This window comes from Microvirga arsenatis, assembly GCF_009910705.1.
GTDB classification, from domain to species: domain Bacteria; phylum Pseudomonadota; class Alphaproteobacteria; order Rhizobiales; family Beijerinckiaceae; genus Microvirga; species Microvirga arsenatis.
The window spans coordinates 83,399-109,086 of the sequence record NZ_JAAAXJ010000001.1 but is presented as its reverse complement, the minus strand read 5'-3'; the positions used below and the strand labels follow the sequence as shown (position 1 = coordinate 109,086).

Genomic DNA, 25,688 nt, shown 5'->3' with positions numbered 1-25,688 from the left:
GCGTGGCGCTGCCCTTCTCCTTCACCATGGCCTTCCATCCGATCATCGACCTCCGGCGGCAGGCGATCTGGGGCTACGAGGCGCTCGTGCGCGGCACCGAGGGGCAGTCGGCAGGGTCGATCCTGAGCCAGGTCGACGAGCAGCGGCAGTACAAGTTCGACCAGGCCTGCCGGGTGAAGGCCATCGAGCTGGCAGGGCAGCTCTTCCCGAAGACGGAGGACACGCGGCTGTCCATCAACTTCATGCCGAACGCGGTCTACGAGCCGGCAGCCTGCATCAGGACCTCCCTCGAAACCGCCCGCCGCGTCGGCTTCGATACGCGGCGCATCATGTTCGAGTTCACCGAGAACGAGCGCATGGCGGACACCAAGCACGTGGCCCGCATCATCGCGGAGTACCGGCGCCTGGGATTCATCACCGCCATCGACGATTTCGGCGCGGGCCATGCGGGCCTCAATCTCCTCGCCAATTTCCAGACGGACCTGATCAAGATCGACATGGAGCTGATCCGCGGCATCGCCGGCTCGGCGGCGCGCCAAGCCATTCTCGCCGGCATCCTGGTCATGGCCCGCGCCCTCGACATCACGATCATCGCCGAGGGCGTGGAAACACGCGACGAGCTGACGATCCTGGCGGAGGCGGGTATCGACCTTTTCCAGGGCTTCCTCTTCGCCAAGCCAGCTCTGGAGAGCCTGCCGGCTGTATCGTTCGCAGGCTGACAGGCGAATCCCAACCGGAGCGATTGACGTCGAAATCGGCCGGGATTACGAACGTGGTCCCGGCCCGCCAGCCGTCGCCACTCTTCCAGTGTCCGCCGGCTCCATCCCTGCTCCTCCATGACGTTTCAGCCGTATGGCTGACGGCCCCTCCCGCGCGACCGTTGCGCGGGGGCATGCGAGCAGGCGTTTTTGCGACCCGGCAGCTGCCTTGCGGCACGAAACCCAGCCGCAGCTGCCTCCGACGGGGCAACCCATCATGAAGAACGTTCAATCGGGTCTTTTCCTGAACAGGATCCCCTATGTGAGGACGGGAGGAGATTCCCGCCCCATCGTCGTGCTCAACGGCGGGCAGGCTTTCGTCAGGCGCCCGACGCCGGCGCGCGCAATCCGGGACGCCAGGCGCATCGCGCGCCTCCTGCCCTCCGACCATGCCATCTACATCCTGGGCTACGAGCAGTCGCCTCCGGCCGACTACTCGCTCGACACGATCGTGCGGGACGTCGCGCAGATTCTGCAGGACGAGACCGGCCCAGCCATCATCATGGGCATCTCCTTCGGCGGCTTCGTCGCGGCCCGCCTGGCGGCGGAGCATCCCGGCCTCGTGGATCGGCTGATCCTCCTGGTCAGCGCGCACCGCTTCTCGCCCGAAGGCCGCCGCAGCATCGACCGGCAAATCGAATGCGCGTGGCAGGGCAACTTCCAGGGCTTTCTGGAGGAGTTCGGCCTCGTCTTCCGCCGCCCGTGGCTGAACTGGCTGATGCGCCTGCGGTTCAGGCAGGAGCGCCCGCGCCTGCACGAGATGATGAACGATCCCGCCATCATCGTTCGCGGCCTCAGCGCGGTCGCCGGCGAGGATTTCGGCAGCGATCCCTCGTGGCTTTCCCGCGTCCGGGCTCCCACCCTCATCGTGGGCGGCACGAGGGACCGCTTCTTCGACGTCGAGGCCCTTCAGGAGACGGCGCGCGCCATTCCCTCGGCCCGGCTCGCGCTGTTCAGGCACGAGACCCACATGCTGCCGGTCGAGCGGCCCCGCGGCGTGGCGAAGCTGGTGAAGGACTTTCTGAAATCATCCTCCTCGCAGAGGAACGGCAGCCTGCGCGAGGCCACCGTTCCTCCATGACGTTCAGCCGCTCACATGGACCAGGACGTGTCGTTTTCTGCCGGCGGTGAGCTTCAACGCTCCATCGGCGAGATCCTCTGCGGAAATGCGGAAATCCGCGTCCTGCACGAGGGTTCCGTTGAGCCTGGCGCCCTGGTTGAGCACCAGGCGCCGGGCGTCGCTCCTCGAGGTCGAGAGGCCCGCATGGACCAGGAGTTGCGCAACGGTGACTCCTGCGTCGAGTTCGGCCCGCGGGAGTTCGACGGTCGGCAGACCTGAGGCGCTCTCGCCCTCCTCAAAGACGCGGCGTGCGGTGTCCGCAGCCTCTCGCGCGGCTTCCTCGCCATGGGCGAGCCGCGTCGCCTCGGTAGCCAGGATCTGCTTCGCCTCGTTGATCTCGGCTCCTTTCAGCTGCCCGAGCCGCTGCACCTCGTTCAGGGGCAATTCGGTGAAGAGACGCAGGAAGCGGGCGACATCGTCGTCCTCTGTGTTGCGCCAGAACTGCCAGAACTCGTAAGGGGTCAGGCGTTCGGCATTGAGCCACACGGCCCCGCCCGCCGTCTTGCCCATCTTGGCTCCGGCGGAGGTGGTGATGAGCGGCGTCGTCAGGCCGAAGAGCCGTCGCCCGTCGATGCGGCGGGCGAGTTCGATGCCGTTGACGATATTGCCCCACTGGTCCGACCCGCCCATCTGCAGCACGCAGGCATGATGCCGCGACAGCTCCAGGAAGTCGAAGGCCTGCAGCACCATGTAGTTGAACTCGAGCAGGGTCAGCGGCTGCTCCCGCTCGAGCCGCTGGCGCACGCTGTCGAAGCTGAGCATCCGGTTGATGGTGAAATGCGTGCCGAAATCCCGGAGGAAAGGCAGGTACCGCAGCGGGTCGAGCCAGTCCGCATTGTCGACCATCACCGCATCGGTCGGCCCGTCGCCGAAGGCGAGGTAGCGGGAGAAGACCTGCTTCAGCCCCGCAGCATTCCTTGCGATCTGCTCAGCCTCAAGCAGCGGCCGGCTCGCATCGCGAAAGCTCGGATCGCCGATCTGCGAGGTGCCGCCGCCGATGAGCACCACAGGCTTGTGGCCGCACTTCTGCAGCCAGCGCAGGGCCATGATCTGCACGAGGCTGCCCACATGAAGGCTGTCGGCCGTGGCGTCGAAGCCGATATAGGCCGCGACCGGTCCGGCCGAGAGCCGCTCGTCGAGCGCTGCCAGATCGGTGCATTGGTGGATGAAGCCGCGCTCCGTGAGCGTCTTCAGGAATTCGGATTGAGGTGTGCTCATGTCTGTCTCCTGGGATTTTAGCGGGAGCCGCTGCCCGGAGACCTGATCACCATATGAAGATGCCGCCGGGAGCGGCGGCATCGCACGTCTGGTCGCAACCGAACGGAGCCGCCCTATGGGGACGGCGTAAAATAGTTCACGAAGCTGGTGCGACCGGTGATCATGGGCGAGAAACTACGCGTGCGAAGCGCGATCGTCAACAGCTCTCAGAAATACGCCTTGAGATTTTCTCGTACCCGCTCCAGCACCGGCACGTTCGGATCCGGCAGGGCAAAAGTCTGCCCGGTGATCCGCTCGAAGGCATGGATGTAGACCCTCGAGGTTTCGAGCACCACGTCCTGCGGGATCTCGGGGATCTCGTCCTTGTAGGGATCGCAGCGCGCCACGACCCAGGTGCGGACGAAATCCTTGTCGAAGCTCTCGGGGCGCTCGCCCGCCTCGAAGCGCTCCCGGTAGCTTTCCAGGAACCAGTAGCGGCTCGAGTCCGGGGTGTGGATCTCGTCGGCGATCATGATGGTGCCGCTCTCGTCGATGCCGAACTCGTACTTCGTGTCGACGAGGATGAGGCCGCGTTCGCGGGCCATTGCCCTGCCCTTCGCGAAAAGCGCAAGCGCGTAATCCGAGACCGTCTGCCACTGCTCGCGGGTCAAGAGACCCTGATCGACGATCCCGGCAGGCGTCAGCGGCTCGTCATGGCCGCCGTCGAAAGCCTTGCTCGTGGGCGTGACGATGGTCTGCGGCAGCTTCTCGTTGTCGCGCATCCCGTCCGGCAGCCGGATGCCGTACATCTCGCGCTCACCCTTCTTGTAGAGGGAGAGGATCGAGGTGCCCGTCGTGCCGGCGAGATAGTCGCGCACCACGATTTCCACGGGCAGGATGGTGAGCCTGCGGCCCACCAGCACGTTCGGGTCGGGATACTCGATCACGTGGTTGGGGCAGATATCCGCCGTCTGCTCGAACCAGAACCGTGCCGTCTGCGTCAGCACCTGGCCCTTCAGGGGGATGGCGGCGAGGTTGCGGTCGAAGGCGCTGAGCCGGTCGGAGGCGATGATGATGCGTCGCCCGTCCGGCAGGTCGTAATTGTCGCGCACCTTGCCGCGGTAGTGGTTCGGCAGCTCCGGGATGGTGGCGTCCTCCAGGACGTAACCGGCATAGGCTTCGAGGGCTGCTTGATCCACCATGTTCATCTGCCAAGGGTTTCGAGGGGCCGTGACTGCCGGAGTTCTAGCCAGAATTCCCGCCCATGCCAGATCCTGCGCGCCAGAAACTTCCCCCTGTCCACGGGAAGAGCCTATTGCCCCGCCCGGACATCCCTGCGGTAGGTTGCGTTGAGCCCTGAGAGGGTCACGGTGGTCTCGTAGCCCTGGGCGTCGATGATGGTCCATTGCTTGAGCGCATTGGCCCGGGTGTCGAAGCGCAGGGTGATCTTAGACGTGCCGCCGAGGGTGGCGCTGTCGTCGAAGCGGACCGTGACCACTCCGTCGCGCCCCACCTGCACGTCGCGAACCTTGGTATCCCGGGACAGATCGATATTGTCCTGGACGAGGAACTTCAGGGGCGTCTGGCCGACGGGATAGACGTCGTTGGTGCCGAGCTTCTTGTCGCGGATCGCCACATTCCGGCCGTCGGACACCACCTCGAGGGTGCTCGGCGGCGCATAGGCGAAGTGGAACTGGCCCGGGCGGCGCAGGGAGAGCGTCCCCTCCGCCTGCTGGCCGTTGGGGTTCTTCTGCACGAAAGTGGCCGACAGCTGATCGATGCTGTTGAAATATGCGTTGACCCGGTCGAGCGCCTCCTCCGGCGATTTCGGCCCGGGCGGGGAGGTCGGAGTGGGAGCGGTCGGAGGCGCCGCTACGGCGGTAGCGGCGGTAGCGGCGGGAGCGGCCTGAGCCGGCGTGGATCGGGCAGGCTTCGGCGGCTCGGCGACCTTCGCCGGGGCCGGAGCAGGTGCTGCGGGCCTGGGCTCCTCGACCGTCTGCGCGGGCGGTGCGGGGGCCGGCTTCGGTGGCTCGGGCGCAGCCGGCTTGACGTCCGCTGAGGGCGCGGCGGCAGGCTGCGGCTTCGCCGCCGTGCGCGGCTCAGGACCCGGCTCGGCCTGGGGCTTTGGCTGGGGCTTCGCCGTCCGCTGCGCTGCCGGCGCCTGCGGCTTCGGGGCCGCGGCCCTCGGCTGCGGCCGGGGCTGAGCCTGCGGCCGCGCGGCCGCCGGGGGAGCGGGCTCGGCCTGCGGCGGCGCCTGGGGCGCGCTCGCAGGAGGAGACGGCTTCTTGAAGATGCCGTCGAGGAAACGGGTCAGCGGATCGGAGGGCTGCTGGGCCGCAGCGGGAGCCGCGCATGCCAGGGCGACGGCAAGGCCAAGAATGCAACGCAAGGACGAATGGAGCATGACGCCACTGCTAACCTGAAAAGTCACCGGAGCCCATGCGCAAAAGCATGGCTCGTCAAGAGTTTATCGCCTCGATTAGAGGCTGAATGAAGGCAGGAGCCTTGGCCGTGGCGGGTGGTGCGTCCGAAACGGCTCGCGACTTCCTCTCACGCCGCATCGGCGAGCTCCTCGTCATCCATGCCCTGGCGGACGGGAGCGGGCTTGGGCCTCGGGCTGCGCGGGCGGGACGGCTGCCGCTTCTTGCCTCTGACAGGCTTCCCGTGGCCCTGCAGCCCCCGCCACCAGGCCTGCCAGCTCCACCCGCCGGGCCCGACGAGGCCATAGAAGAGGAGCCCGGCGAGAACGCCGAGATGGGACAGGAACACGGCCTGCTCCGCCTGCCGCGTGAGGCCGCCATAGTCCCAGAAGCGATGGAGGGTTCCGGTCGTCACCACGAGAGCAGCGATCAGCGCGCCGGCGCTCAGGCGCGGGGCCAGGCCGAAGACGAGGGCCAACGGCCCGAACACCTCGGCCAGGACGACGAGGGTCGCCACGACATCCGCGTAGGGCATGCCCTTCATGGTCAGAGCGACGGCGAACCCCGAGATGTTCGCAGCCCGCCCGATGGCCGCCGGCAGGAAGCAGCCTGCCAGCAGCAGCCGGCCCAGCAGCAGAACTCCGTTGATGCCCGCTCCCCTGCCCTCGCCCATGCCTGCCTCCGCGTCACCGATGCGGCCGCCGGGAATCGGCAGCCGGTCCTGATGAGCATTTGAGGCAGAGGTTCTTAACCCGGTCTTAGCGGGATGGAGGATCCGGTGGATCTCACAGCTTGAGGTTCCGCTCCCGGAGCATGCTCTCCCAGCGCAGGGAATGCTCCACGATGGTGGCAAGATCGTCCAGCCGGGGCTCCCAGCCGAGCCTCGAGCGGATGCGGCCCGAATCCGCGACGATGGTCACGGGATCGCCCGGTCGGCGCGACCCGAAGCGTGCCTCTACGGGCTTTCCGGAGACCTTGCGCACCGTCTCGATCACCTCGGAGACGGAATAGCCGTGCCCGTAGCCGCAATTCACCACCATGCTCTCGCCGCCCCGATCGAGGTGCTCGAGGGCGAGCACATGGGCCGCGATCAGATCGGTGACGTGGATGTAGTCGCGGATGCAGGTCCCGTCCGGCGTCGGATAATCGGTGCCGAAGATCTCCATGTGGGGGCGCAGGCCGAGCGCCGTCTGGATCGCCACCTTGATGAGATGGGTGGCGTTTTCCGTGCACTGGCCGTGTCGCAGGGCCGGGTCGGCTCCCGCCACGTTGAAGTAGCGCAGCGTCACGTAGCGCATGCCGTGGGCGGCGGCCACGTCGCGCAGCATCACCTCGGTGAGCTGCTTGGAGCTGCCGTAGGGAGAAAGAGGCGCAAGAGGCGCATCCTCGCCGAGCGGCTTGTCGGAGGCGTTGCCGTAGACCGCCGCGGTCGACGAGAACACGAACTTCTCGACCCCGGCCGCCACCGCCGCCGCCATGAGGGTGCGGCTCTTGACCGTGTTGTTGAGGTAGTAGCCGAGCGGGTCTGCAACCGATTCCGGCACGACAAGCTTGGCCGCAAAGTGGGCGATGGCATCGATCTGATGGGATTGGAGGGTTCGAAGGACCAGTTCATGATCGCCCACATCGCCGACGACGAGGGGAACCCCCTCCGGAACCGACCAGCGGAAGCCGGTCGACAGGTTGTCGAACACGACCGGGTTGTGCCCTGCATCGCGCAGAGCCAGAACCATATGGCCGCCGATATACCCTGCCCCACCGGTGACGAGGACGTTCATGGGATCTCCTCAAAGCATTCTTCAACCTGTTGTCAGTGTGGCTGTATCGGCTCCGGCTTTCCAGATCAAACCGAGCCGGTTAGGCGTTAGGGTAGCCTGTTGAAACTGGAACCGTGCAGAATGGATGATCGCAAGGAATACTGGTGGGTTCGCTATGAGGCTGCGATCCAGCCGGCGGAGGTCGGGTTCGTGGGTGGCATTCCGGTGAGCTTCCGCTTCATCGGAACGGCAGGCAGCATTCCTGCCGCATCGGCGGAGCTGATCGAGCGCCTGCCTGCGCCTCCCGTGCCGCTCTTTCCGCCCCAGGAGGCACCGCCCCAGCCCCGTAAGCCGGAGAAATCCGGTTCCTGGCTGTGGTTCATCGGCATCATCGTCCTGATCCTGATCGCCCAGTTCTCGGGCCGGCTCTTCGACATGCTCAAATGAGGCAATTCCGCCCAAGCTCCTGCTCTCAGTGCGCACCGGCCTAATCCCAGTGGATATGAGAATGCTTCTTGCTACACCTAAGTAGTTACCTCGCCCCACAGAAATAGTTAGCTCCAAATCGACCGGTCCTGAAAGGATATACCTACTACTCTTGATGAAGAATCCGCCATTTAATCGGGCGAAAGTTCTTCATCGAGAGGAAATCCCAAAATGGCGATGACGATCAACGCGGCTGATTATGGCGCGACTGCAAACGACAACACCGACGATACTGCAGCCATCAATGCCGCTCTTAAGGCTGCCCATGAGGCGTACCTTGCCAATCCCGGCGGAGGTAAAGTCACCGTCGTCCTCACGGGCGGAACCTTCATCGTCTCGGGCACGGGCGACAAGAGCGACGGCGCCATTCAACTGCTCAGCGGCACCTCTCTGCAGGGTGCCGGCATGGGGAACACCGTCCTCAAGGTCGCTACCAACTGGGTCGGAGACATCACGGGCGTGGTGCGCACGCCGTTCGACGAAGTCACCAACAATGTCGGCCTGTTCGATCTGAGCATCGACGGCAACCGTAACGGCACGGCCGGCAAGATCGACGGCTTCTATACGGGCGTACGTCCCGGCAGCACGCAGCAGGACGCCGACATTCATGTGTCCCGCGTGGAGATCATGAACTGCTCGGGCTACGGCTTCGACCCGCACGAGCAGACCGTCAACCTCACGATCGAGAACAGCGTCGCGCATCACAACGGCCTCGACGGATTCGTGGCCGACTACATCGTCGACGGCGTTTACCGGAACAACATCGCCTACAGCAACGACCGGCACGGTTTCAACGTGACCACGTCTACGACCAATCTGTTGATGGAAGGCAACAAGGCCTATGCGAACGGATCGGCAGGCATCGTCGTCCAGCGCGGTTCCGAGAACATCGAATGGCCGGATGGGGTGCGCATCATCGGCGGCGAGTACTACAACAATGCCCGCGAAGGCATCCTCGTCAACATGGCGGAGAATGTCACCATCGACGGCGCCAAGATCTATGGCAACCAGCGCCAGGGCGTGAAGATCGAGGGTGGCAAGAACACCACCGTTCAGAACAGCAACATCTACAACAATTCGCAGGAGGGCGACAGCGCCTACGACGAGATCAACATCCGCTTCGACGCGGATGCGGTCACCGGCATCACCTACTACTCGACCGGCACGAAGATCATCGGCAATACGATTTCGTCCACCGGCGCAGTCAATGCCCGCTGGGGCGTTCGCGAGGAACCCACCAACGACGACGGCGGACCGACCGGCACTGTCGTCTCCAACAACACCATCACCGGAATGGACAGCGGCGGCGTTTCGGTTCCGGGACAGGCCAATCCCGTTTCGGGCACGAACGGCGACGACACCCTGGTCGGCACCCCCAACGGCGATGAGATGACTGGCCTGCTCGGCAACGACAGCTACGTCGTCAACCATTCGGGCGACTCGGCGATCGAAAAGGCTGGTGAAGGCAACGATACGGTTTACGCCTACATCAACTACACCCTGGAAGCTCACGTTGAGAACCTTGTGCTCCAAACAGGTGCAGCGACAGGCACAGGAAACGAGCTCAACAACATCATCATCGGCAACGCGGGTGCCAACACCCTCAAGGGCGGCGTGGGCGCCGACATTCTCGACGGCGGCGCAGGCGCTGACAGCCTGGAAGGCGGCGACGGCAACGACAGCTATTACGTCGATTCCGCAGCAGACGTCATTCTCGAGAAGGAAAATCTGGGGGCCGGCGGCATCGACACCGTCTACAGCTCCGTGAGCTACTCGGTTTCCGCTTTCAAGGAAGTCGAGAACGTGACGTTGCTCGGCTCCCTCAATATCAACGCCACGGGCAACTCGGGGGCCAACCGCCTGATCGGCAACGCAGGCAACAACGTCCTCGACGGCCAGGGCGGCGCCGACCTGATGGCGGGCGGCCTAGGCCATGACGCCTATGTAGTCGATCACAGCGGCGACGTGGTGACCGAAGAAGCAAATGCAGGATCCGATACGGTCTACAGTGCACTGGGCACCTCGACGCTTCGCGACAATCTCGAGAACCTGGTTCTGATCGGCGCCGCCGTTACCGGCAACGGCAACGGGCTGAACAATGTCATCATCGGCAACGCTCTGGCGAACAAGCTCACCGGAGTGGGCGGGGACGACGCTTTCGACGGCGGCGGCGGCGACGACACCCTGAGCGGTGGCCTCGGCACGGACACGGCCGTCTATGCCGGCAACCGTGCCGACTACGTCATCAGCGGCACGCTGACCAATCGCACGATCAGCGGCGGTGCCTCCGGCACGGACACGCTCGATGACATCGAGATCGTGCAATTCGCCGATGGTCGCCTCGTTGGCGATGTCTGGGAACCGAAGCCCGTTCCGGCTCCGGAGCAGCCCACAGAGAGGAGGACAGGCTCGTCCCGTTCCGAGACCTTCACCGGCAGCGATGCCAAAAACTTCACCAAGGGTATGGGCGGCAACGACTTCATTCGAGGTCTGGGCGGCGACGACAGCCTCTATGGCGGCACCGGCAACGACAGGGTTTATGGCGACAGCGGCAACGATGCGGTCTACGGCGAATCCGGCAACGATCAGCTTTACGGAGGCCTAGGCAATGATCGGGTCAGCGGCAGCTTGGGCAATGACCGGGTGTACGGCCAAGGGAATGACGACCGGGTGTATGGCGGATCCGGTAACGACACCGCGGATGGCGGCTCGGGCAATGACTGGGTTGTAGGCGACAGCGGCAACGACTGGGTCTTCGGCAACTCGGGCAACGACACGGTCTTCGGCGGCTCGGGCAACGATCGCCTCTATGGCGGCTCAGGCGGCGATGCCTTCGTGTTCAACGCGCGGCTGGGCAGCGCCAGCACCGACCGGGCGGTGAGCTTCGACCGGATCGTCGACTTCAGCGTCGCAGCCGACAGCCTGTGGCTCGACAACGCCATCTTCCGGAAGCTCGGCGCCGGCAGCCTCGCCGCTCCGGCCGAGCTCAACAGCGAGTTCTTCGTGATCGGCAGCCGGGCGCGCGAGCGCGACGACTACCTGATCTACAACAAGACCACCGGCGTGCTGTCCTACGATGCGGACGGCTCCGGCGCCCGCCAGGCGGTGGAGTTCGCCCAGCTCGGCAAGAACCTGAAGCTCACCTTCAAGGACTTCCTCATCGTCTGACATCCCTCACCCCACACAGCACCGTGCCCCGCCCCAAAAGGCGGGGCACTTCTGTTACTGGCGCGCGATGAAGTACAACGGGAGGGAAAGCCAAGCTTCCGAGTGGTTACCCCTCAATAAACCGCGCCATACCTTGAGTAGATAATATCCATTCGTCTCGCTGATCGTAGAATCCCAATCTTGAACGTCCGAGACAACGCTGAATCATCGATGCCGCATTGCTTATCAGATCACCTCCACGCCTGCACCTCGGCTCGTGCAGGATCTCGCATGCTGGGTGAAGAAGCGCCCTCGAGCACATCGCGTCTGACGAATATGGATTCTTTTCCAGCTGATGCGCCACCGCAATATCGCGGCGGCTCGTCATCTCTGCCGATCGCCACTCCCCCTCGTTCGAGCATCCAAGCCCCAGCTGGTGTCCCGAGCCGGGTCTACTCGTAAGGATTTCGAGAATGGCCACTATTTTTGTCAAAGGGCCCACCGGCAAGGCAAAGCAAGATACGGCGGCCATCAACAACGCCATTCAGAAGGCTTATGAAGCCTATCTCGCTGATCCTACGAAGACTCCAGTCAAGGTTCAGCTTGCCAAGGGCACCTATGTTGTCACCGGCGACAAGACCAATCCCTCCAAGGGCGCTATCGAACTCCCCTCAGGCATCGAGCTGACGGGCTCGGGCACGCGGGAGTCTATCGTCAAGCTTGAGAACCACTTCGATGCCAGGATCAACGGCATCGTGCGCACGAAGCTGGAAACGGTCGAGAACGTCACGGTTTCGAACCTCATCATCGACGGCAACCGCGCCAACAACACGGACCACCAAGCCGGCTTCATCTGCGGCGTCAAAGAAGACGGCAGCGGGCGCATCCAGAAGAACATCACCATCGACGGGGTCGAGGTCAGGAACTGCACCGCCTACGGCCTCAACCCCCATGAAGTCACCTACAACATGGTGATCAAGAACAGCACCGCGCACAACAACGGCCTCGACGGATTCGTCGCCGATGCGGTCCGCGGCGGCGTCTACATCAACAACAAGGCCTACAACAACGACCGTCACGGCTTCAACATCCAGAACGAGACCAAGGGCCTTAAGCTGCAGGACAACCTCGCCTACGACAACGGCTACAGATACCTGTATCAGGGGCAGCTGGCGGGCGGAGCCGGCCTTACCATCCAGCGCGGGAACATCCCTCCTGTGGGCTCGACAATCATCCCCTGGGTTTCGGACGTCGAGATCATCGGAGGCCAATACTACAACAACGGCAAGGAAGGCATTCTCGTCAAGCTCTCGGAAAGGATCCTCATCAAAGGCGCCTGGATCTATGGAAACGAGCGCCAGGGCGTGAGGATCGAAGGCTCGAAGGACGTCACCGTCGACTCGAGCCGCGTCTACAACAATTCGCAGGAGGCCAATGGCGTCTACGACGAGATCAACATCCGCCTGCGCTTCGACGACGATTATTCCCAGCTGACCTACTACTCGCTGAACACGCGGATCACCAACAACACGATCTACGCCGACGGTGCGATCCGGTCGCGCTACGGCATCCGGGAAGAGCCGACCAATGACGACGGCGGGCCGACAGGCACCTTCCTGGACGCCAATACGATCTACGGCATGGTGTCCGGCTTCGTGTCCGTTCCCGGTTATCTCAACCCCGTCGTCGGCACGAGCGGCGCCGACAACCTGGTCGGCACGCCCGACGGCGACGAGATGAAGGGCCTCGGCGGCGACGACACCTATACCGTCAATCATACGAGCGACGTGGTGATCGAGGATGCCGGCGCAGGCACCGACCACGTCTTCTCGTCGATCAAGTTTATCCTCGGCCCCAATGTCGAGAACCTGACCCTGACGGGGACCGCCGTCATCAACGGCACCGGCAACGAACTCGCGAACAAGCTCTTCGGCAATGGCGCACGAAACGAGCTGAAGGGCCTCGGCGGCAGCGACACTCTCGATGGCGGCGGTGGCGACGACGAGCTCCAGGGCGGCGACGGCAACGACACCTATTACATCGACTCGACGGGCGATGTGGTCATCGAAAAGGAGAACCTCGGCGCCGGCGGCGTGGACACGGTCAACAGCACCATCAGCTATACCCTCACGCAGGATGTCGAGAACCTCACCCTTCTGGGATCGGCCAACATCAACGCCACCGGCAACGCGTCCGCGAACGTGCTGACCGGCAACTCGGGCGCCAACGTCCTCGACGGCTTGGCGGGCGCAGACCGCATGATCGGCGGGGCCGGCGACGATACGTATTTCGTGAACAATACCGGGGATGTCGTTGTCGAGAATGCCGATGAGGGACTCGACCGTGTTGTCAGCACCATTTCCCACGTCCTGGCGCAGAACGTCGAGAACCTGACTCTCCTCGGGGCAGCCCTCAACGGAACCGGCAACGCCCTGGACAACACCATCCTGGGCAACGACCAGGCCAACAAGCTCACAGGCGCGGATGGCAACGACACCCTCGATGGAGGCTTGGGCAACGACACCCTGGACGGCGGCATCGGCACGGATACGGCGGTGTATGCCGGCAATCGGGCCGATTATGCGATCACCGGCACGCTTTCCGACCGCACCATCACCGGCGGCACCTCCGGCACCGATGCGCTCAGGGGAATCGAGATCCTGCAGTTCGCCGACGGGCGTCTCGTCGGCGACACATGGGAGCCGACCACTCCGCCAGATCCGGGCAATCCAGGTGGCGGCTCGGGCGGCGCACAACCCGGCAATCAGCCTGCCCCCGCCCCTTCCCCGATCGTGTCGAGTCGGACGGGCACGAACCGTTCCGAAATCCTCAATGGCAGCGGTGCCGACAACATCATCAAAGGCATGGGCGGTCACGACGTCATCAGGGGCTTCGGTGGCAACGATAGTCTCTACGGCAATTCGGGGCACGACCGCTTGAACGGCCATTCGGGCAATGACCGGGTATCCGGCGGGGCCGGCAACGACAGCGTGGACGGCGGGGCCGGCAACGACCGTGTCTTAGGCGATAGCGGCAACGACCGGGTTGCGGGCAGCGACGGGGATGATTGGGTCCATGGAGGCACGGGTTCCGATACCGTCGGAGGCGGTGCGGGCAACGACACAGTCTTCGGCGGGTCCGGCAATGACACCCTGTATGGTCGCGGGGGCCTGGATGCCTTCGTGTTCAACGCGCGGCTGGGCAGCGCCAGCACCGACCGGGCGGTGAGCTTCGACCGGATCGTCGACTTCAGCGTCGCAGCCGACAGCCTGTGGCTCGACAACGCCATCTTCCGGAAGCTCGGCGCCGGCAGCCTCGCCGCTCCGGCCGAGCTCAACAGCGAGTTCTTCGTGATCGGCAGCCGGGCGCGCGAGCGCGACGACTACCTGATCTACAACAAGACCACCGGCGTGCTGTCCTACGATGCGGACGGCTCCGGCGCCCGCCAGGCGGTGGAGTTCGCCCAGCTCGGCAAGAACCTGAAGCTCACCTTCAAGGACTTCCTCATCGTCTGACATCCCTCACCCCACACAGCACCGTGCCCCGCCCTAAAAGGCGGGGCTTTTTCTTCGGGACCCTAGGGTGCGGATCGCAGTTGAGTGATCGCTGAGCCAGGTGACAATTCACGTCGGCAGCTATAAGGAGAAGAAAATTCTACATATGCAATAGCCAACGCTCTAGATTAAACATAAGAAAGACGTGAAATGGCGGCTCATGGAGCTCTGGACCTGATCGGAAGGACCCCTCTCGTGGAGGTGACGCATCTCGATGCCGGTCCCTGCAGGCTCTTCCTCAAGCTGGAGAGCGCCAATCCCAGCGGCTCCATCAAGGACCGCCCAGCCCGCGCCATGATCGAGGCGGCGGAAGCCGATGGTCGGCTGAAGCCCGGCGGCACCATCGTCGAGGCGACGGCCGGCAACACCGGCGTCGGGCTGGCGCTGGTCGGCGCGAGCAAGGGCTACCGCACCCTCCTCGTGGTGCCGGACAAGATGTCCCGGGAAAAGGTGCTCCACGCCAAGGCTCTGGGCGCAGAGGTGGTGATCACCCGCTCCGACGTGGGCAAGGGTCACCCGGACTATTATCAGGACCTCGCCCAGGAGATCGCCCGCAGGACGCCGGGCGCCGTCTACATCAACCAGTTCGAGAACCCCGCCAACCCGGCCGCCCATGAAGCGAGCACCGGCCCCGAGATCCTGGGCGGGATGGATGGGGATGTGGACGCGGTCGTGGTCGGCGTCGGATCCGGCGGCACGCTCACCGGCGTCGGGCGCTTCCTCAGGAAGGCCTCGCCGAAAACCGCCATGGTGCTGGCCGATCCGGCGGGCTCGATCCTCGCGCCGCTGGTGGAGACCGGGCAGATGACCGAGGCCGGTTCCTGGGCTGTCGAAGGCATCGGCGAGGACTTCGTGCCGCCGAACTGCGATCTCTCCCTGGTCAAGAAGGCCTATTCCATCACCGACAAGGAGAGCTTCTCGGCAGCCCGCGAGCTCCTGCGCAAGGAAGGAATCCTGGCAGGCTCCTCCTCCGGCACGCTGCTGGCGGCGGCTCTCCGCTACTGCCGCGAGCAGACCGAGCCAAAGCGGGTCGTCACCCTCGTCTGCGATACGGGCGCCAAGTACCTGTCGAAGGTGTTCAACGATGCCTTCATCGCGCAGGAGGGCTGGCTCGACCGCAAGGTCACCGGCACGGCCCGCGACGTGGTGATCAATCCCTTCGGCGAGGGCGCCACCGTCTTCGTCTCGCCGGGCGAGACCCTGCGCTCGGCCTTCGCCCGTATGCGCTCGTCGGACATCTCGCAGCTGCCCGTGATCGAGAACGGCCGCGTGGTCGGGCTGATCGACGAAAGCGACATCCTCGATGCGCTGGTGGCGAACGAGGGCGCGCCCCAGGGCGTGTTCGACAAGCCGGTGCGCGACGTGATGGTGACGCGCCTCAAGACCATCGCCGCCGATGCTCCCGTCCGGGAGCTTCTGCCCCTCTTCGCCGCCGGCCTCGTGCCGGTGATCGTGGATGGCGACGCCTTCGTGGGCCTCGCCACCCGCATCGATCTCATCAACTTCTTCCGGATCCAGCCCCAATGACCGTCCGCAACCAGCTCGATTTCGCCACCCGCTGCATTCATGCGGGCCAGTCGCCGGATCCCACCACCGGCGCGGTGATGATGCCGATCTACGCCACCTCCACCTTCGCGCAGGAGAGCCCCGGCGTGCACAAGGGCTTCGAATATGCCCGCTCGCAGAACCCGACCCGCATGGCCTTCGAGCGCTGCATCGCGGATCTCGAAGGGGGCTCGGCCGCCTTCGCCTTCTCGTCGGGACTTGCAGCGAGCGCCACCGTGCTCGACATGCTGGAGCACGGCTCGCACATCGTCGCCTCGGACGACCTCTATGGCGGCACGCGCCGCCTGTTCGAGCGCGTGCGCCGGAAATCGGCGGGGCTCGACATCACCTATGTGGATCTCGGCGATGCCGATGCCGTGAAGGCGGCCTTGCGCCCCAACACGAAGCTCGTCTGGGTCGAGACGCCGACGAACCCGCTCCTGAAGCTCGCCGATCTCGAGGCCATTGCTGCGGCGACGCGCGGGCATGGCACCTGGCTCGTGGCCGACAACACCTTCGCCAGCCCTTATGTGCAGCGCCCGCTCGAATTCGGCTTCGACATCGTGGTGCATTCCACCACGAAGTACCTGAACGGTCATTCCGACATGGTGGGCGGCGTGGTCGTCGTGGGCCAGAACCAGGAGATTCGCGAGAAGATCGCGTTCCTGCAGAACGCGGTCGGCTCCGTCTCCGGTCCCTTCGACAGCTTCCTGGCCCTGCGCGGTCTCAAGACCCTCTCGCTGCGCATGGAGCGGCACTGCACCTCGGCGCTCAAGATTGCGCAGTTTCTGGAGTCCCATTCAGGCGTGGACGGCGTGATCTATCCGGGTCTCGCCTCGCATCCGCAGCACGAATTGGCCAAGCGCCAGATGCGCGGCTTCGGCGGCATCATCACCGCCCGCATCAAGGGCGGGCTCGACGGCGCGACGCGCTTCCTGGAACGCTGCCAGCTCTTCACGCTGGCGGAGAGCCTGGGCGGCGTCGAGAGCCTCATCGAGCATCCGGCGATCATGACGCACGCTTCGGTGCCTCCGGAGGTGCGGGCCGAACTCGGCATCGACGACGGCCTCGTGCGCCTCTCGGTCGGCATCGAGGATGCGGACGACCTGATCGAGGATCTGCGCTCCGCGCTCGCATAAAGGTTGTCGAAGCCGCGATCCCGACTGCATGGGGCACAGAGCTTCACGGCCTCCTTGGCTTCCATGCGGGAGGGTCGCGGCTCGTTTCTCTTGTCACAGAGCCAGCGCCTTCGGGCCCGCAGCGTGAGCTGCGGGCCGTCAGGGTTGCTCGAGGGTGGCGCTTGGGGCAGCCCGGCTCGATGGGTGATGGTGGTGAGTGTGAGAGCCGGACTGCTCGTCACGCGCGGTTCTTTTCAGGCGGACCTGGAACAAGCCAGGATCGGCCTCCCGCGACCACAGGCGTGCGAGACCTGCGGCGGGACCGCGCCCCGTCCCGCATCTGCGACGCCTCGCGAGCGCGCCCCTCACCGGACGAGGATGAGCCATGATATAGCCCAGCTTGCAGCCGAAGTCAAGAACAAAGTGAGAACATTGCACCTACCCGCACCTCGCCCTCTCCCCGCAGCGGGAGAGGGTGGCCTGCGCCCTCTCCTGCACGCGATCCCGGATCGCCGCTGCGCGTCGTCATGCGACCGGCGAGAAGCGCCCGACGAGCTGGTGCCGGTCGCCGGGATAGGTGATCCGCGCCTCGGTGACGAAGGCGCCTGCCTGCCAGGTGCGCCGCTCCAGCACGAGACAGGCCGCGCCCGACTGGATCTGGAGCCGCTTCGCCATGGTGCCGTCCGCGTTGACGGCGCGCACGATATGCTCCGCATCCGTCCAAGGCACGCGGCGCAGAAGCCACGTGCCCGGCGGATCGTCCTTGAACGGCTCCGTGCCCGCCTCCGGCACGGTGGCGAGGTTGATCAGGCGCTGCTCGAAGGCCTGGGGCACATTGTCCATCACATGCAGGGTCGAGAGGCAGAGCATCTGCGTGCCCGCCGGCAGGCCGGTGCGCTGCGCGGCGGCGACGTCGATGGGCTCGACGGAGCGGCTCAGGATCTTGAAGCGATACTCGACGCCGGCACGCGCGGCCTCCAGGGCAAAATCCTGGATCTGCAGCACCGCCTGCTGGCTGCTCGGCTCCGCCACGACCGTGCCCGCGCGGCGCCGGCGCGTGATGAGGCCGTTGGCGGCGAGCGTCGAGAGCACCTTGTTCACGGTCATGCGCGAGCAGCCGTATTCCGCCATCAGCTCATGCTCGAACGGGATGCGGTGCCCCGGCGCCCATTCGCCGGACATGATCCTGGCCTCGATGTCGTCGCGGATGCGCTGGTGCAGATGTTTCATGCCGGCGGGATCCTCCTTCATGCCAGGATGCGGGCCATGGCGCGCGCGTAGCGGGCGCGGATCGCCGCGCGGTTCACGTGCCGGCCGCTCCTTACCACGGCCTTGCCCGCAGCGAACACCGTATCGATGGCGGCCCTGCCGGCCACGAACGCGTAAGAATCGATCCAGCGGTCGCCCGACACGGTTGCAAGATCGGGATGCTCCGCATCGAGCACGACGAGGTCGGCGCGATGCCCCTCGGCGATGGCGCCGATCCGCCGGCCGAGCGCCTGCGCCCCGCCTGCCAGCGCCTTCTCGTAGAGGCTGCGCCCAGTCGACTGCCCTTCCCGCTCGGCCAGAACGTTGCGGGCCCGGTGCTTGAGCCGCTGGCTGTATTCGAACTGCTTGAGTTCCCCAGGCGCGCTGATCTCGATGTTGGAATCGGATCCGACGCCGAAACGCCCACCGGCTGACAGATAATCGACCCCTTCGAAGATGCCGTCGCCGAGATTGGCCTCGGTGATCGGGCACAGGCCCGCCACTGCCCCGCTTGCAGCGATGCCCTTCACCTCCTGCGTGTCGAGATGGGTGGCGTGAATCAGGCACCAGCGCCGGTCGACGGGCGCATGATCGAGCAGCCATGCGACCGGGCGCTGGCCCGACCAGGCGAGGCAATCCTCCACCTCCTTGACCTGCTCGGCGATATGGATGTGAATCGGCCCCTCGCCTGCCATCGCGACGACTGCGCGAAGGCTCTCGGGCGTGACCGCGCGCAGGCTGTGAGGCGCGATGCCGACAACGGCATCGTCAAGACCGGCAACGGCTTTCCGCGCACCCTCGAGCAGGCGGGCATAACTCTCGACGTCGTTGATAAAGCGCCGCTGCCCTTCCGTCGGCGCGGCCCCGCCGAAGCCGCCCTGCGCGTAGAACACCGGCAGCAGCGTCAGGCCCATGCCCGTCTCGTGCGCGGCTGCTGCGATACGACCCGACAGTTCCGCGATGTCGGCATAGGGGCGGCCCTCCGCCTCGTGATGGAGGTAATGGAACTCGGCGAGCGCGGTGAAGCCGCCCTCCAGCATCTCCATCATGGCGAAGGCCGCGATGGCCTCCACATCGTCCGGCGTGAGGGAGCCCAGGAAACGGTACATCACCTGCCGCCAGGTCCAGAAGCTGTCTCCTTGAGGCCCGCGCGTCTCGGCAAGGCCCGCCATGCCGCGCTGGAAGGTGTGGCTGTGGAGGTTCGGCAATCCGGGCAGCGCGATTCCGGCGACGCGCTCCCGTCCCTCGGCCGGGGCCTCCGGGTGCACGGCGGCGATCGTGCCGCCCTCGATGTCGAGACCGACATTCCGGGCCCAGCCGCGGGCAAGGAGGGCATGATCGAGAATGAGCCTGCGCATCGCTGTCACCTTTGCTGAGAAGCGGCAGCCGCCAAAAAGCCATGCCGCCGCCCGACCATCAGAGCCGATCGAATACGTCTAGACAATATCGATCATTCGCGATTATGTATAGACATTATCGGAACCTCACCGGAGCAGGAACATGCGCTTCGACCGGGTCTGGCTCAACGCTCGCCTCGCCACGCTCAGGGGCAACGGTCTCGGGATCGTGGAGAGCGGAGCCGTCGCTGCGAAAGACGGACGCATCGCCTTTGCCGGACCGGCGCAGGACATGCCCGCAGGCTGGGATGCCGCCGAACGCATCGACTGCGAGGGCCGCTGGATCACCCCCGGGCTCGTCGATTGCCACACCCATCTGGTCTATGGCGGCGACCGGGCGCATGAGTTCGAGCTGCGCCTCAAGGGGGCGAGCTACGAGGAGATCGCCCGGGCCGGCGGCGGCATCGTCTCCACCGTGAAGGCGACCCGTGCGGCGGGCGAAGATGAGCTCGTTGCGAGCGCCCTGCCCCGCCTCGACCATCTCATCAGTGAGGGCTGCACCACCATCGAGATCAAGTCAGGCTATGGCCTCGACCTGGAGACGGAGGCCCGGTGCCTGCGGGCGGCGCGGCGCCTCGCCCATGAGCGCCCCGTCTCCGTCTCCACTACCTTTCTCGGCGCCCATGCCCTGCCGCCGGAGGCGAACGGCGACAAGGACGCCTTCATCGACACGGTCTGCCGCGAGATGCTGCCGGCTCTCGCCCGCGAAGGTCTGGCCGATGCGGTGGATGCCTTCTGCGAGGGCATTGCCTTCTCGCCGGAGCAGACCGCCCGCGTGTTCGATGCCGCGAAGGCGTTGGGTCTGAAGATCAAGCTCCATGCCGACCAGCTTTCCAACCTGCATGGCGCGAAGCTCGCGGCCGAGCATGGCGCCCTCTCCGCCGACCATCTCGAGTACACGGACGAGGAGGGTGCCGCCGCCCTGGCGAAGGCCGGCACGGTGGCGGTGCTGCTGCCGGGCGCCTTCTACATGCTGCGCGAGACGAAGGTTCCGCCGATTGCCGCGTTCCGCGAGGCTGGCACGCGCATGGCGCTCGCGACCGACTGCAACCCCGGCACCTCGCCGCTCACCTCGCTGCTGCTCACCATGAACATGGGTGCGACGCTGTTCCGCCTGACGGTCGAGGAATGCATCGCCGGCGTGACGCGCGAGGCGGCCCGCGCCCTCGGCAAGCTCGACGAGATCGGCACGCTCGAACCCGGCAAGAGCTGCGATCTCGCCATCTGGAACATCGAACGGCCCGCGGAGCTCGTCTACCGCATCGGCTTCAACCCGCTTCACGCCCGTGTCTGGAGGGGACAGTGACACAAATCATCATGCTTCATCCCGGCTCCGTCTCTCTCGCCGATTGGCGTAGCATCTATTTCGGCGCCGACATCGCCCTCGACCAGGATTGCCGCGCCGCCATCGAGGCGGGAGCCAAGACCATCGAGGCCATCGTCGCCAAGGGCGATCCGGTCTACGGCATCAACACGGGCTTCGGAAAGCTCGCCAGCGTGCGCATCGGCACCGCGGATCTCGCGGCGCTCCAGCGCAACATCGTGCTCTCGCATGCGGCCGGCGTCGGCGAACCTCTGCCGCCGTCCGTCGTGCGGCTCGTCATGGCGCTCAAGCTCGCGAGCCTCGCTCAAGGAGCGTCGGGCGTGCGCTGGTCCACCATCGAGCACCTGACCGCCTGCCTGAAGGCCAATCTCATCCCCGTCATTCCGGGCCAGGGCTCGGTCGGCGCCTCAGGGGACCTCGCACCGCTGGCCCACATGACCGCAGCCCTCATGGGCGTCGGCGAATTTTTCGTGGACGGGGTTCGCATGAAGGCGGAGGCGGCCCTTGCCCGCGCCGGTCTTACGCCGCTGACCCTCGGCCCCAAGGAGGGTCTTGCGCTTCTCAACGGCACGCAGGTCTCGACCGCGCTCGCCCTCGCGGGCCTGTTCGAGGCCGAGCGGGTGTTCCGCGCGGCCCTCGTGACGGGAGCGCTGGCGACCGACGCGGCCAAGGGGTCCGACGGGCCGTTCGACGAGCGCATCCAGAAGCTGCGCCGTCATCGCGGGCAGATCGAGGTGGCGGCGGCGCTTCGCGCCCTGATGCAGGGCAGCGCCATCCGCGCCTCTCACCTCACCAACGACGACCGCGTGCAGGACCCTTACTGCCTGCGCTGCCAGCCCCAGGTGATGGGCGCGGTGCTCGACCTTTTGCGCCAGGCGGGCGAGACGCTCGCAACGGAAGCGAACGGCGTCTCCGACAACCCGCTCGTGTTCTCAGAAACCGGCGAGATCATCTCCGGCGGCAACTTCCATGCGGAGCCCGTGGCTTTTGCTGCCGACATGATCGCGATGGCGCTCTGCGAGATCGGCTCGCTCGCCGAGCGGCGCATTGCCATGCTGGTCGACCCGACCCTGTCGGGCCTGCCGGCCTTTCTGACGCCGAAGCCCGGCCTCAATTCCGGTTTCATGATCCCGCAGGTGACGGCTGCGGCCCTCGTGTCCGAGAACAAGCAGCGCGCCTATCCGGCAAGCGTCGACTCGATCCCGACCTCCGCCAATCAGGAAGACCATGTGTCGATGGCGACCCATGGCGCCCGCAGACTCCTGCCGATGGCGGCGAACGCCGCCAATGTCATCGGCATCGAGTACCTCGCCGCCGTGCAGGGCTGCGACTTCCACGCGCCGATGACCTCGAGCGAGCGCCTCGAGCGCGCCCGCGCCCTGCTGCGCGCGAGAGTTCCGCATCTCGACGACGACCGGTACATGGCGCCCGAGATGGAAGTGGCGACCGCCCTCGTGGCCTCCGGAGAGCTTGCGGACGCTGTCGGTGGCGACGTGCTGCCGCTCGTGGCGGATGAGGCAGCCGCATGAGCAGCGAGCATCCCGACTGGCTCACGATCGTCCGCGGCGAGGCGCCCCTCGTGGTGAGCCTGCCGCATACCGGCACCGAGATCCCGGCCGCGTATGAACGCGGCCTCGTCTCGCCCTGGCTCGCGCGCAAGGATGCGGATTGGTGGATCGAGCGGCTCTACGATTTCGCCGCGGGCTTAGGCGCCACGGTGATCCGCACAACGATCTCCCGCACGGTGATCGACGTGAACCGCGACCCGTCCGGCGTCTCGCTCTATCCGGGACAGGCGACGACCGAGCTTTGCCCCACCACCACCTTCGACGGCGAGCCGCTCTATAGGCCGGGCACCGAGCCCATGGCGGAGGAGATCGCCGGTCGCCGCGCCCGCTTCTTCGACCCCTATCACGCGGCGCTTCGCGCCGAGATCGAGCGCCTGCGCTCCAGGCACGCCCATGTGGTGGTCTATGACTGCCACTCGATCCGCTCGGTCATTCCGCGCCTCTTCGACGGCACCCTGCCCCATTTCAACATCGGCACCAATGGCGGCGTCACCTGTTCGCCCGCGCTGAGCGAAGCCATCGAAACGATCTGCGTCGGCAGCGGCTTCAGCCATGTGGTCAACGGTCGCTTCAAGGGCGGCTACATCACCCGCAGCCTGGGCAGGCCCGAGGCAGGCGTGCATGCCGTCCAGATGGAGCTTGCCTGCCGCGGCTACATGCGCGAGCCCCTCGGCTCCGTCTCGGAAGGCCAGTGGCCGACCCCTTACGACGAGGCCTATGCGGCGCCCATGCGCGCGGCGCTCACACTCATCCTTCAGACCTGTCTCACCTTCGCCCAATCCAAAGCCTGAGGATCGTCCCATGACCCGCATCGACAACGCCCGCGTGATCCGCGCTCCCCACGGCACCGAGCTGTCCGCCAAGAGCTGGCTGACGGAAGCACCGCTTCGCATGCTGATGAACAACCTCGATCCGATGGTCGCCGAGAAGCCCGGCGAGCTCGTGGTCTATGGCGGCATCGGCCGCGCCGCGCGCGACTGGGACAGCTTCGACCGCATCGTGGCGGCCTTGAGGAACCTGGAAGCGGACGAGACCCTGCTCGTGCAGTCCGGCAAGCCCGTCGGCGTGTTCCGCACCCACGCGGATGCGCCCCGCGTGCTCATCGCCAATTCCAACCTCGTGCCGCACTGGGCCACCTGGGACAAGTTCCACGAGCTCGACCGCAAGGGGCTCATGATGTACGGCCAGATGACGGCCGGCTCCTGGATCTATATCGGCACCCAGGGCATCGTGCAGGGCACCTACGAAACCTTCGTGGAGGTGGGCCGCCAGCACTATAACGGCGATCTCTCCGGCCGCTGGATCCTCACCGGCGGCCTCGGAGGCATGGGCGGCGCGCAGCCGCTCGCTGCCACCATGGCCGGCGCCTCCTGCCTTGCCGTCGAGTGCCAGCCGAGCCGCATCGAGATGCGCCTGCGCACCGGCTATCTCGACCGGCGCGCCGACACCCTCGACGAGGCGCTCGCCATCATCGAGCAATCCTGCCGCGACAGGAAACCCGTGTCCGTCGGCCTCCTCGGCAACGCCGCCGAGATCTTCCCGGAGATCTACCGCCGCGGCATCCGTCCCGACGCGGTGACGGACCAGACCTCGGCGCATGACCCCATCAACGGCTACCTGCCGAAGGGCTGGACGCTGGCCGAATGGGAGGCGAAGCGCGAGACCGACCCGAAGGCCGTGGAGCATGCCGCCAAGCAATCCATGGCCGAGCACGTGCGCGCCATGCTCGACTTCTACAAGGCCGGCGTGCCGACCCTCGACTACGGCAACAACATCCGCCAGATGGCGAAGGAGGAAGGCGTCGACAACGCCTTCGACTTCCCGGGCTTCGTGCCGGCCTATATCCGCCCGCTCTTCTGCCGCGGCATCGGGCCGTTCCGCTGGTGCGCCCTCTCGGGCGATCCGGAGGACATTTTTAAGACCGACGCCAAGGTGAAGGAGCTGCTGCCGGACAACAAGCACCTGCACAACTGGCTCGACATGGCGCAGAAGCGCATCAAGTTCCAGGGCCTGCCTGCCCGCATCTGCTGGGTGGGTCTCGGCGACCGCCACCGCCTGGGCCTCGCCTTCAACGAGATGGTGGCCAGGGGCGAGCTGAAGGCGCCCATCGTGATCGGCCGCGACCATCTCGATTCCGGTTCGGTCGCAAGCCCGAACCGCGAGACGGAGGCCATGAAGGACGGCTCGGACGCCGTCTCCGACTGGCCGCTCCTGAACGCGCTCCTCAACTGCGCGTCGGGCGCCACCTGGGTGTCGCTGCACCATGGCGGCGGCGTCGGCATGGGCTTCTCGCAGCATTCGGGCATGGTGATCGTCTGCGACGGCACGCCGGAAGCGGCCAAGCGCATCGAGCGCGTGCTCTGGAACGATCCGGCCACCGGCGTGATGCGCCATGCGGATGCGGGCTACGACATCGCCATCGACTGCGCCCGCGAGTTCGGCCTCAACCTGCCGAGCCTGGGCTGATGGCGGCGCGGGTAATCCGCAACCACGATCTCGTGCGCGTTCCCTGGAAGAACGGCGGCGGCACCACCGCGGAGGTCGCCGCCTTTCCGGAGGGCTCGGGCTTCGACACGTTCGGCTGGCGCATCAGCCTGGCGGATGTGGCCTCCGACGGGCCGTTCTCGGTCTTTCCGGGGATCGACCGCACGCTCATCGTGGTCGAAGGCAGCGGCATCGAGCTCAACGTGGAGGGCATCGCCTACCGGCTGGACAGGGACTCTCCCAAGCTCTCCTTCTCCGGCGACGACACGACCGCCGGGCGGCTTCTCGCGGGACCGATCCGCGACCTCAACGTGATGACCCGGCGCGGGCTGTTCCGGCACCGGACGCGGTTCGTGGAATCGGGCGTGGCGCTGCTGGCGGAGGGCACGAGCGTCGCCTTCCTCGTGGCGCTCGACGGCTCCTTCGACGTCACCGTGGCTTCGACGATCCATTCCCTCCAGGTGCTCGACGCGTTGATGCTGGAGGCCCCGCAGGATCTCATCCTGCTCTCCGGATCCGGCCGGGCGATCCTCGTCGAGATCGCGTCGGACACACCGAGATAGGA

At 65.8% G+C, this 25,688-nt stretch carries 19 protein-coding genes; 12 read left to right on the top strand and 7 right to left on the bottom strand.

Features of this window, described 5'->3' with window-relative positions:
- The first annotated feature begins 26 nt into the window (after nt 1–26).
- Nucleotides 27–719 carry an EAL domain-containing protein gene (locus GR303_RS00490; RefSeq protein ID WP_246205326.1) on the top strand — a complete coding sequence of 231 codons (693 nt, stop codon included), beginning with the start codon at nt 27–29 and terminating at the stop codon, nt 717–719.
- A 256-nt stretch (nt 720–975) separates the two neighbouring features.
- Complete coding sequence (locus tag GR303_RS00485; protein ID WP_161721450.1) at nt 976–1,839, top strand: alpha/beta fold hydrolase; 864 nt, start codon at nt 976–978, stop codon at nt 1,837–1,839.
- Between the two features lie 3 nt (nt 1,840–1,842).
- Here the strand turns inward: GR303_RS00485 and tyrS are convergent, their stop codons facing one another.
- From tyrS to galE, 5 genes are all read right to left on the bottom strand, one after another.
- A complete protein-coding gene (tyrS, locus tag GR303_RS00480) occupies nt 1,843–3,096 on the bottom strand; it encodes a tyrosine--tRNA ligase (protein ID WP_161721449.1) in 1,254 nt (417 codons plus the stop codon).
- Between the two features lie 206 nt (nt 3,097–3,302).
- The gene (locus tag GR303_RS00475) at nt 3,303–4,277 is read right to left on the bottom strand and encodes a phosphoribosylaminoimidazolesuccinocarboxamide synthase (protein WP_201751839.1); all 975 of its coding nucleotides are present in this window, start codon (nt 4,275–4,277) and stop codon (nt 3,303–3,305) included.
- Between the two features lie 110 nt (nt 4,278–4,387).
- Nucleotides 4,388–5,479 carry a LolA family protein gene (locus GR303_RS00470; RefSeq protein ID WP_161747565.1) on the bottom strand — a complete coding sequence of 364 codons (1,092 nt, stop codon included), beginning with the start codon at nt 5,477–5,479 and terminating at the stop codon, nt 4,388–4,390.
- 146 nt (nt 5,480–5,625) lie between these two features.
- The gene (locus tag GR303_RS00465; protein ID WP_161723278.1) at nt 5,626–6,168 is read right to left on the bottom strand and encodes a DoxX family protein; all 543 of its coding nucleotides are present in this window, start codon (nt 6,166–6,168) and stop codon (nt 5,626–5,628) included.
- Nucleotides 6,169–6,280: 112 nt separating this feature from the next.
- Nucleotides 6,281–7,273 (bottom strand): UDP-glucose 4-epimerase GalE, encoded by a 993-nt coding sequence (gene galE / locus GR303_RS00460; protein WP_161723277.1) that lies wholly within the window; start codon nt 7,271–7,273, stop codon nt 6,281–6,283.
- Nucleotides 7,274–7,393: 120 nt separating this feature from the next.
- On the opposite strand from galE, the gene GR303_RS00455 reads away from it, so the two are divergent.
- The 5 genes from GR303_RS00455 to GR303_RS00435 all read left to right on the top strand — a co-directional run bounded on the left by GR303_RS00455 (nt 7,394) and on the right by GR303_RS00435 (nt 17,123).
- Nucleotides 7,394–7,699: a hypothetical protein gene (locus GR303_RS00455; protein ID WP_161723276.1), complete on the top strand. Its 306-nt coding sequence runs from the start codon at nt 7,394–7,396 to the stop codon at nt 7,697–7,699.
- A 210-nt stretch (nt 7,700–7,909) separates the two neighbouring features.
- Nucleotides 7,910–10,906, top strand: a complete 2,997-nt coding sequence (locus tag GR303_RS00450) for a right-handed parallel beta-helix repeat-containing protein (protein WP_161723275.1) — start codon at nt 7,910–7,912, stop codon at nt 10,904–10,906.
- 452 nt (nt 10,907–11,358) lie between these two features.
- On the top strand, nt 11,359–14,400 hold the full coding sequence (locus GR303_RS00445; RefSeq protein WP_161723274.1) for a hypothetical protein: 3,042 nt from the start codon (nt 11,359–11,361) through the stop codon (nt 14,398–14,400).
- A 189-nt stretch (nt 14,401–14,589) separates the two neighbouring features.
- Nucleotides 14,590–15,966 (top strand): pyridoxal-phosphate dependent enzyme, encoded by a 1,377-nt coding sequence (locus GR303_RS00440; RefSeq protein ID WP_161723273.1) that lies wholly within the window; start codon nt 14,590–14,592, stop codon nt 15,964–15,966.
- Nucleotides 15,963–17,123 (top strand): cystathionine gamma-synthase, encoded by a 1,161-nt coding sequence (locus tag GR303_RS00435; RefSeq protein WP_161723272.1) that lies wholly within the window; start codon nt 15,963–15,965, stop codon nt 17,121–17,123. The genes GR303_RS00440 and GR303_RS00435 overlap by 4 nt, the downstream gene beginning before the upstream one ends.
- A 504-nt stretch (nt 17,124–17,627) precedes the next feature.
- On the opposite strand, the gene hutC is transcribed toward GR303_RS00435, so the two are convergent.
- Both hutC and GR303_RS00425 read right to left on the bottom strand, forming a co-directional pair.
- Nucleotides 17,628–18,332: a histidine utilization repressor gene (gene hutC / locus GR303_RS00430; RefSeq protein WP_161723271.1), complete on the bottom strand. Its 705-nt coding sequence runs from the start codon at nt 18,330–18,332 to the stop codon at nt 17,628–17,630.
- A gap of 17 nt (nt 18,333–18,349) precedes the next feature.
- A complete protein-coding gene (locus GR303_RS00425; RefSeq protein ID WP_161723270.1) occupies nt 18,350–19,708 on the bottom strand; it encodes a formimidoylglutamate deiminase in 1,359 nt (452 codons plus the stop codon).
- 142 nt (nt 19,709–19,850) lie between these two features.
- Here GR303_RS00425 and hutI point away from each other — a divergent pair, with 142 nt between their 5' ends.
- Genes hutI through GR303_RS00400 form a run of 5 tightly spaced genes read left to right on the top strand, consistent with a single transcriptional unit; the run spans nt 19,851 to nt 25,686 of the window.
- On the top strand, nt 19,851–21,053 hold the full coding sequence (gene hutI, locus GR303_RS00420; RefSeq protein ID WP_161723269.1) for an imidazolonepropionase: 1,203 nt from the start codon (nt 19,851–19,853) through the stop codon (nt 21,051–21,053).
- An 11-nt stretch (nt 21,054–21,064) separates the two neighbouring features.
- The gene (hutH, locus tag GR303_RS00415) at nt 21,065–22,600 is read left to right on the top strand and encodes a histidine ammonia-lyase (protein ID WP_201751858.1); all 1,536 of its coding nucleotides are present in this window, start codon (nt 21,065–21,067) and stop codon (nt 22,598–22,600) included.
- On the top strand, nt 22,597–23,430 hold the full coding sequence (gene hutG, locus GR303_RS00410) for an N-formylglutamate deformylase (RefSeq protein WP_161723267.1): 834 nt from the start codon (nt 22,597–22,599) through the stop codon (nt 23,428–23,430). The genes hutH and hutG overlap by 4 nt, the downstream gene beginning before the upstream one ends.
- Nucleotides 23,431–23,440: 10 nt before the next feature.
- A complete protein-coding gene (gene hutU / locus GR303_RS00405; RefSeq protein ID WP_161723266.1) occupies nt 23,441–25,105 on the top strand; it encodes a urocanate hydratase in 1,665 nt (554 codons plus the stop codon).
- Nucleotides 25,105–25,686 carry a HutD/Ves family protein gene (locus GR303_RS00400; RefSeq protein WP_161723265.1) on the top strand — a complete coding sequence of 194 codons (582 nt, stop codon included), beginning with the start codon at nt 25,105–25,107 and terminating at the stop codon, nt 25,684–25,686. Before hutU ends, GR303_RS00400 begins: the two co-directional genes overlap by 1 nt.
- Nucleotides 25,687–25,688 lie beyond the last annotated feature (2 nt).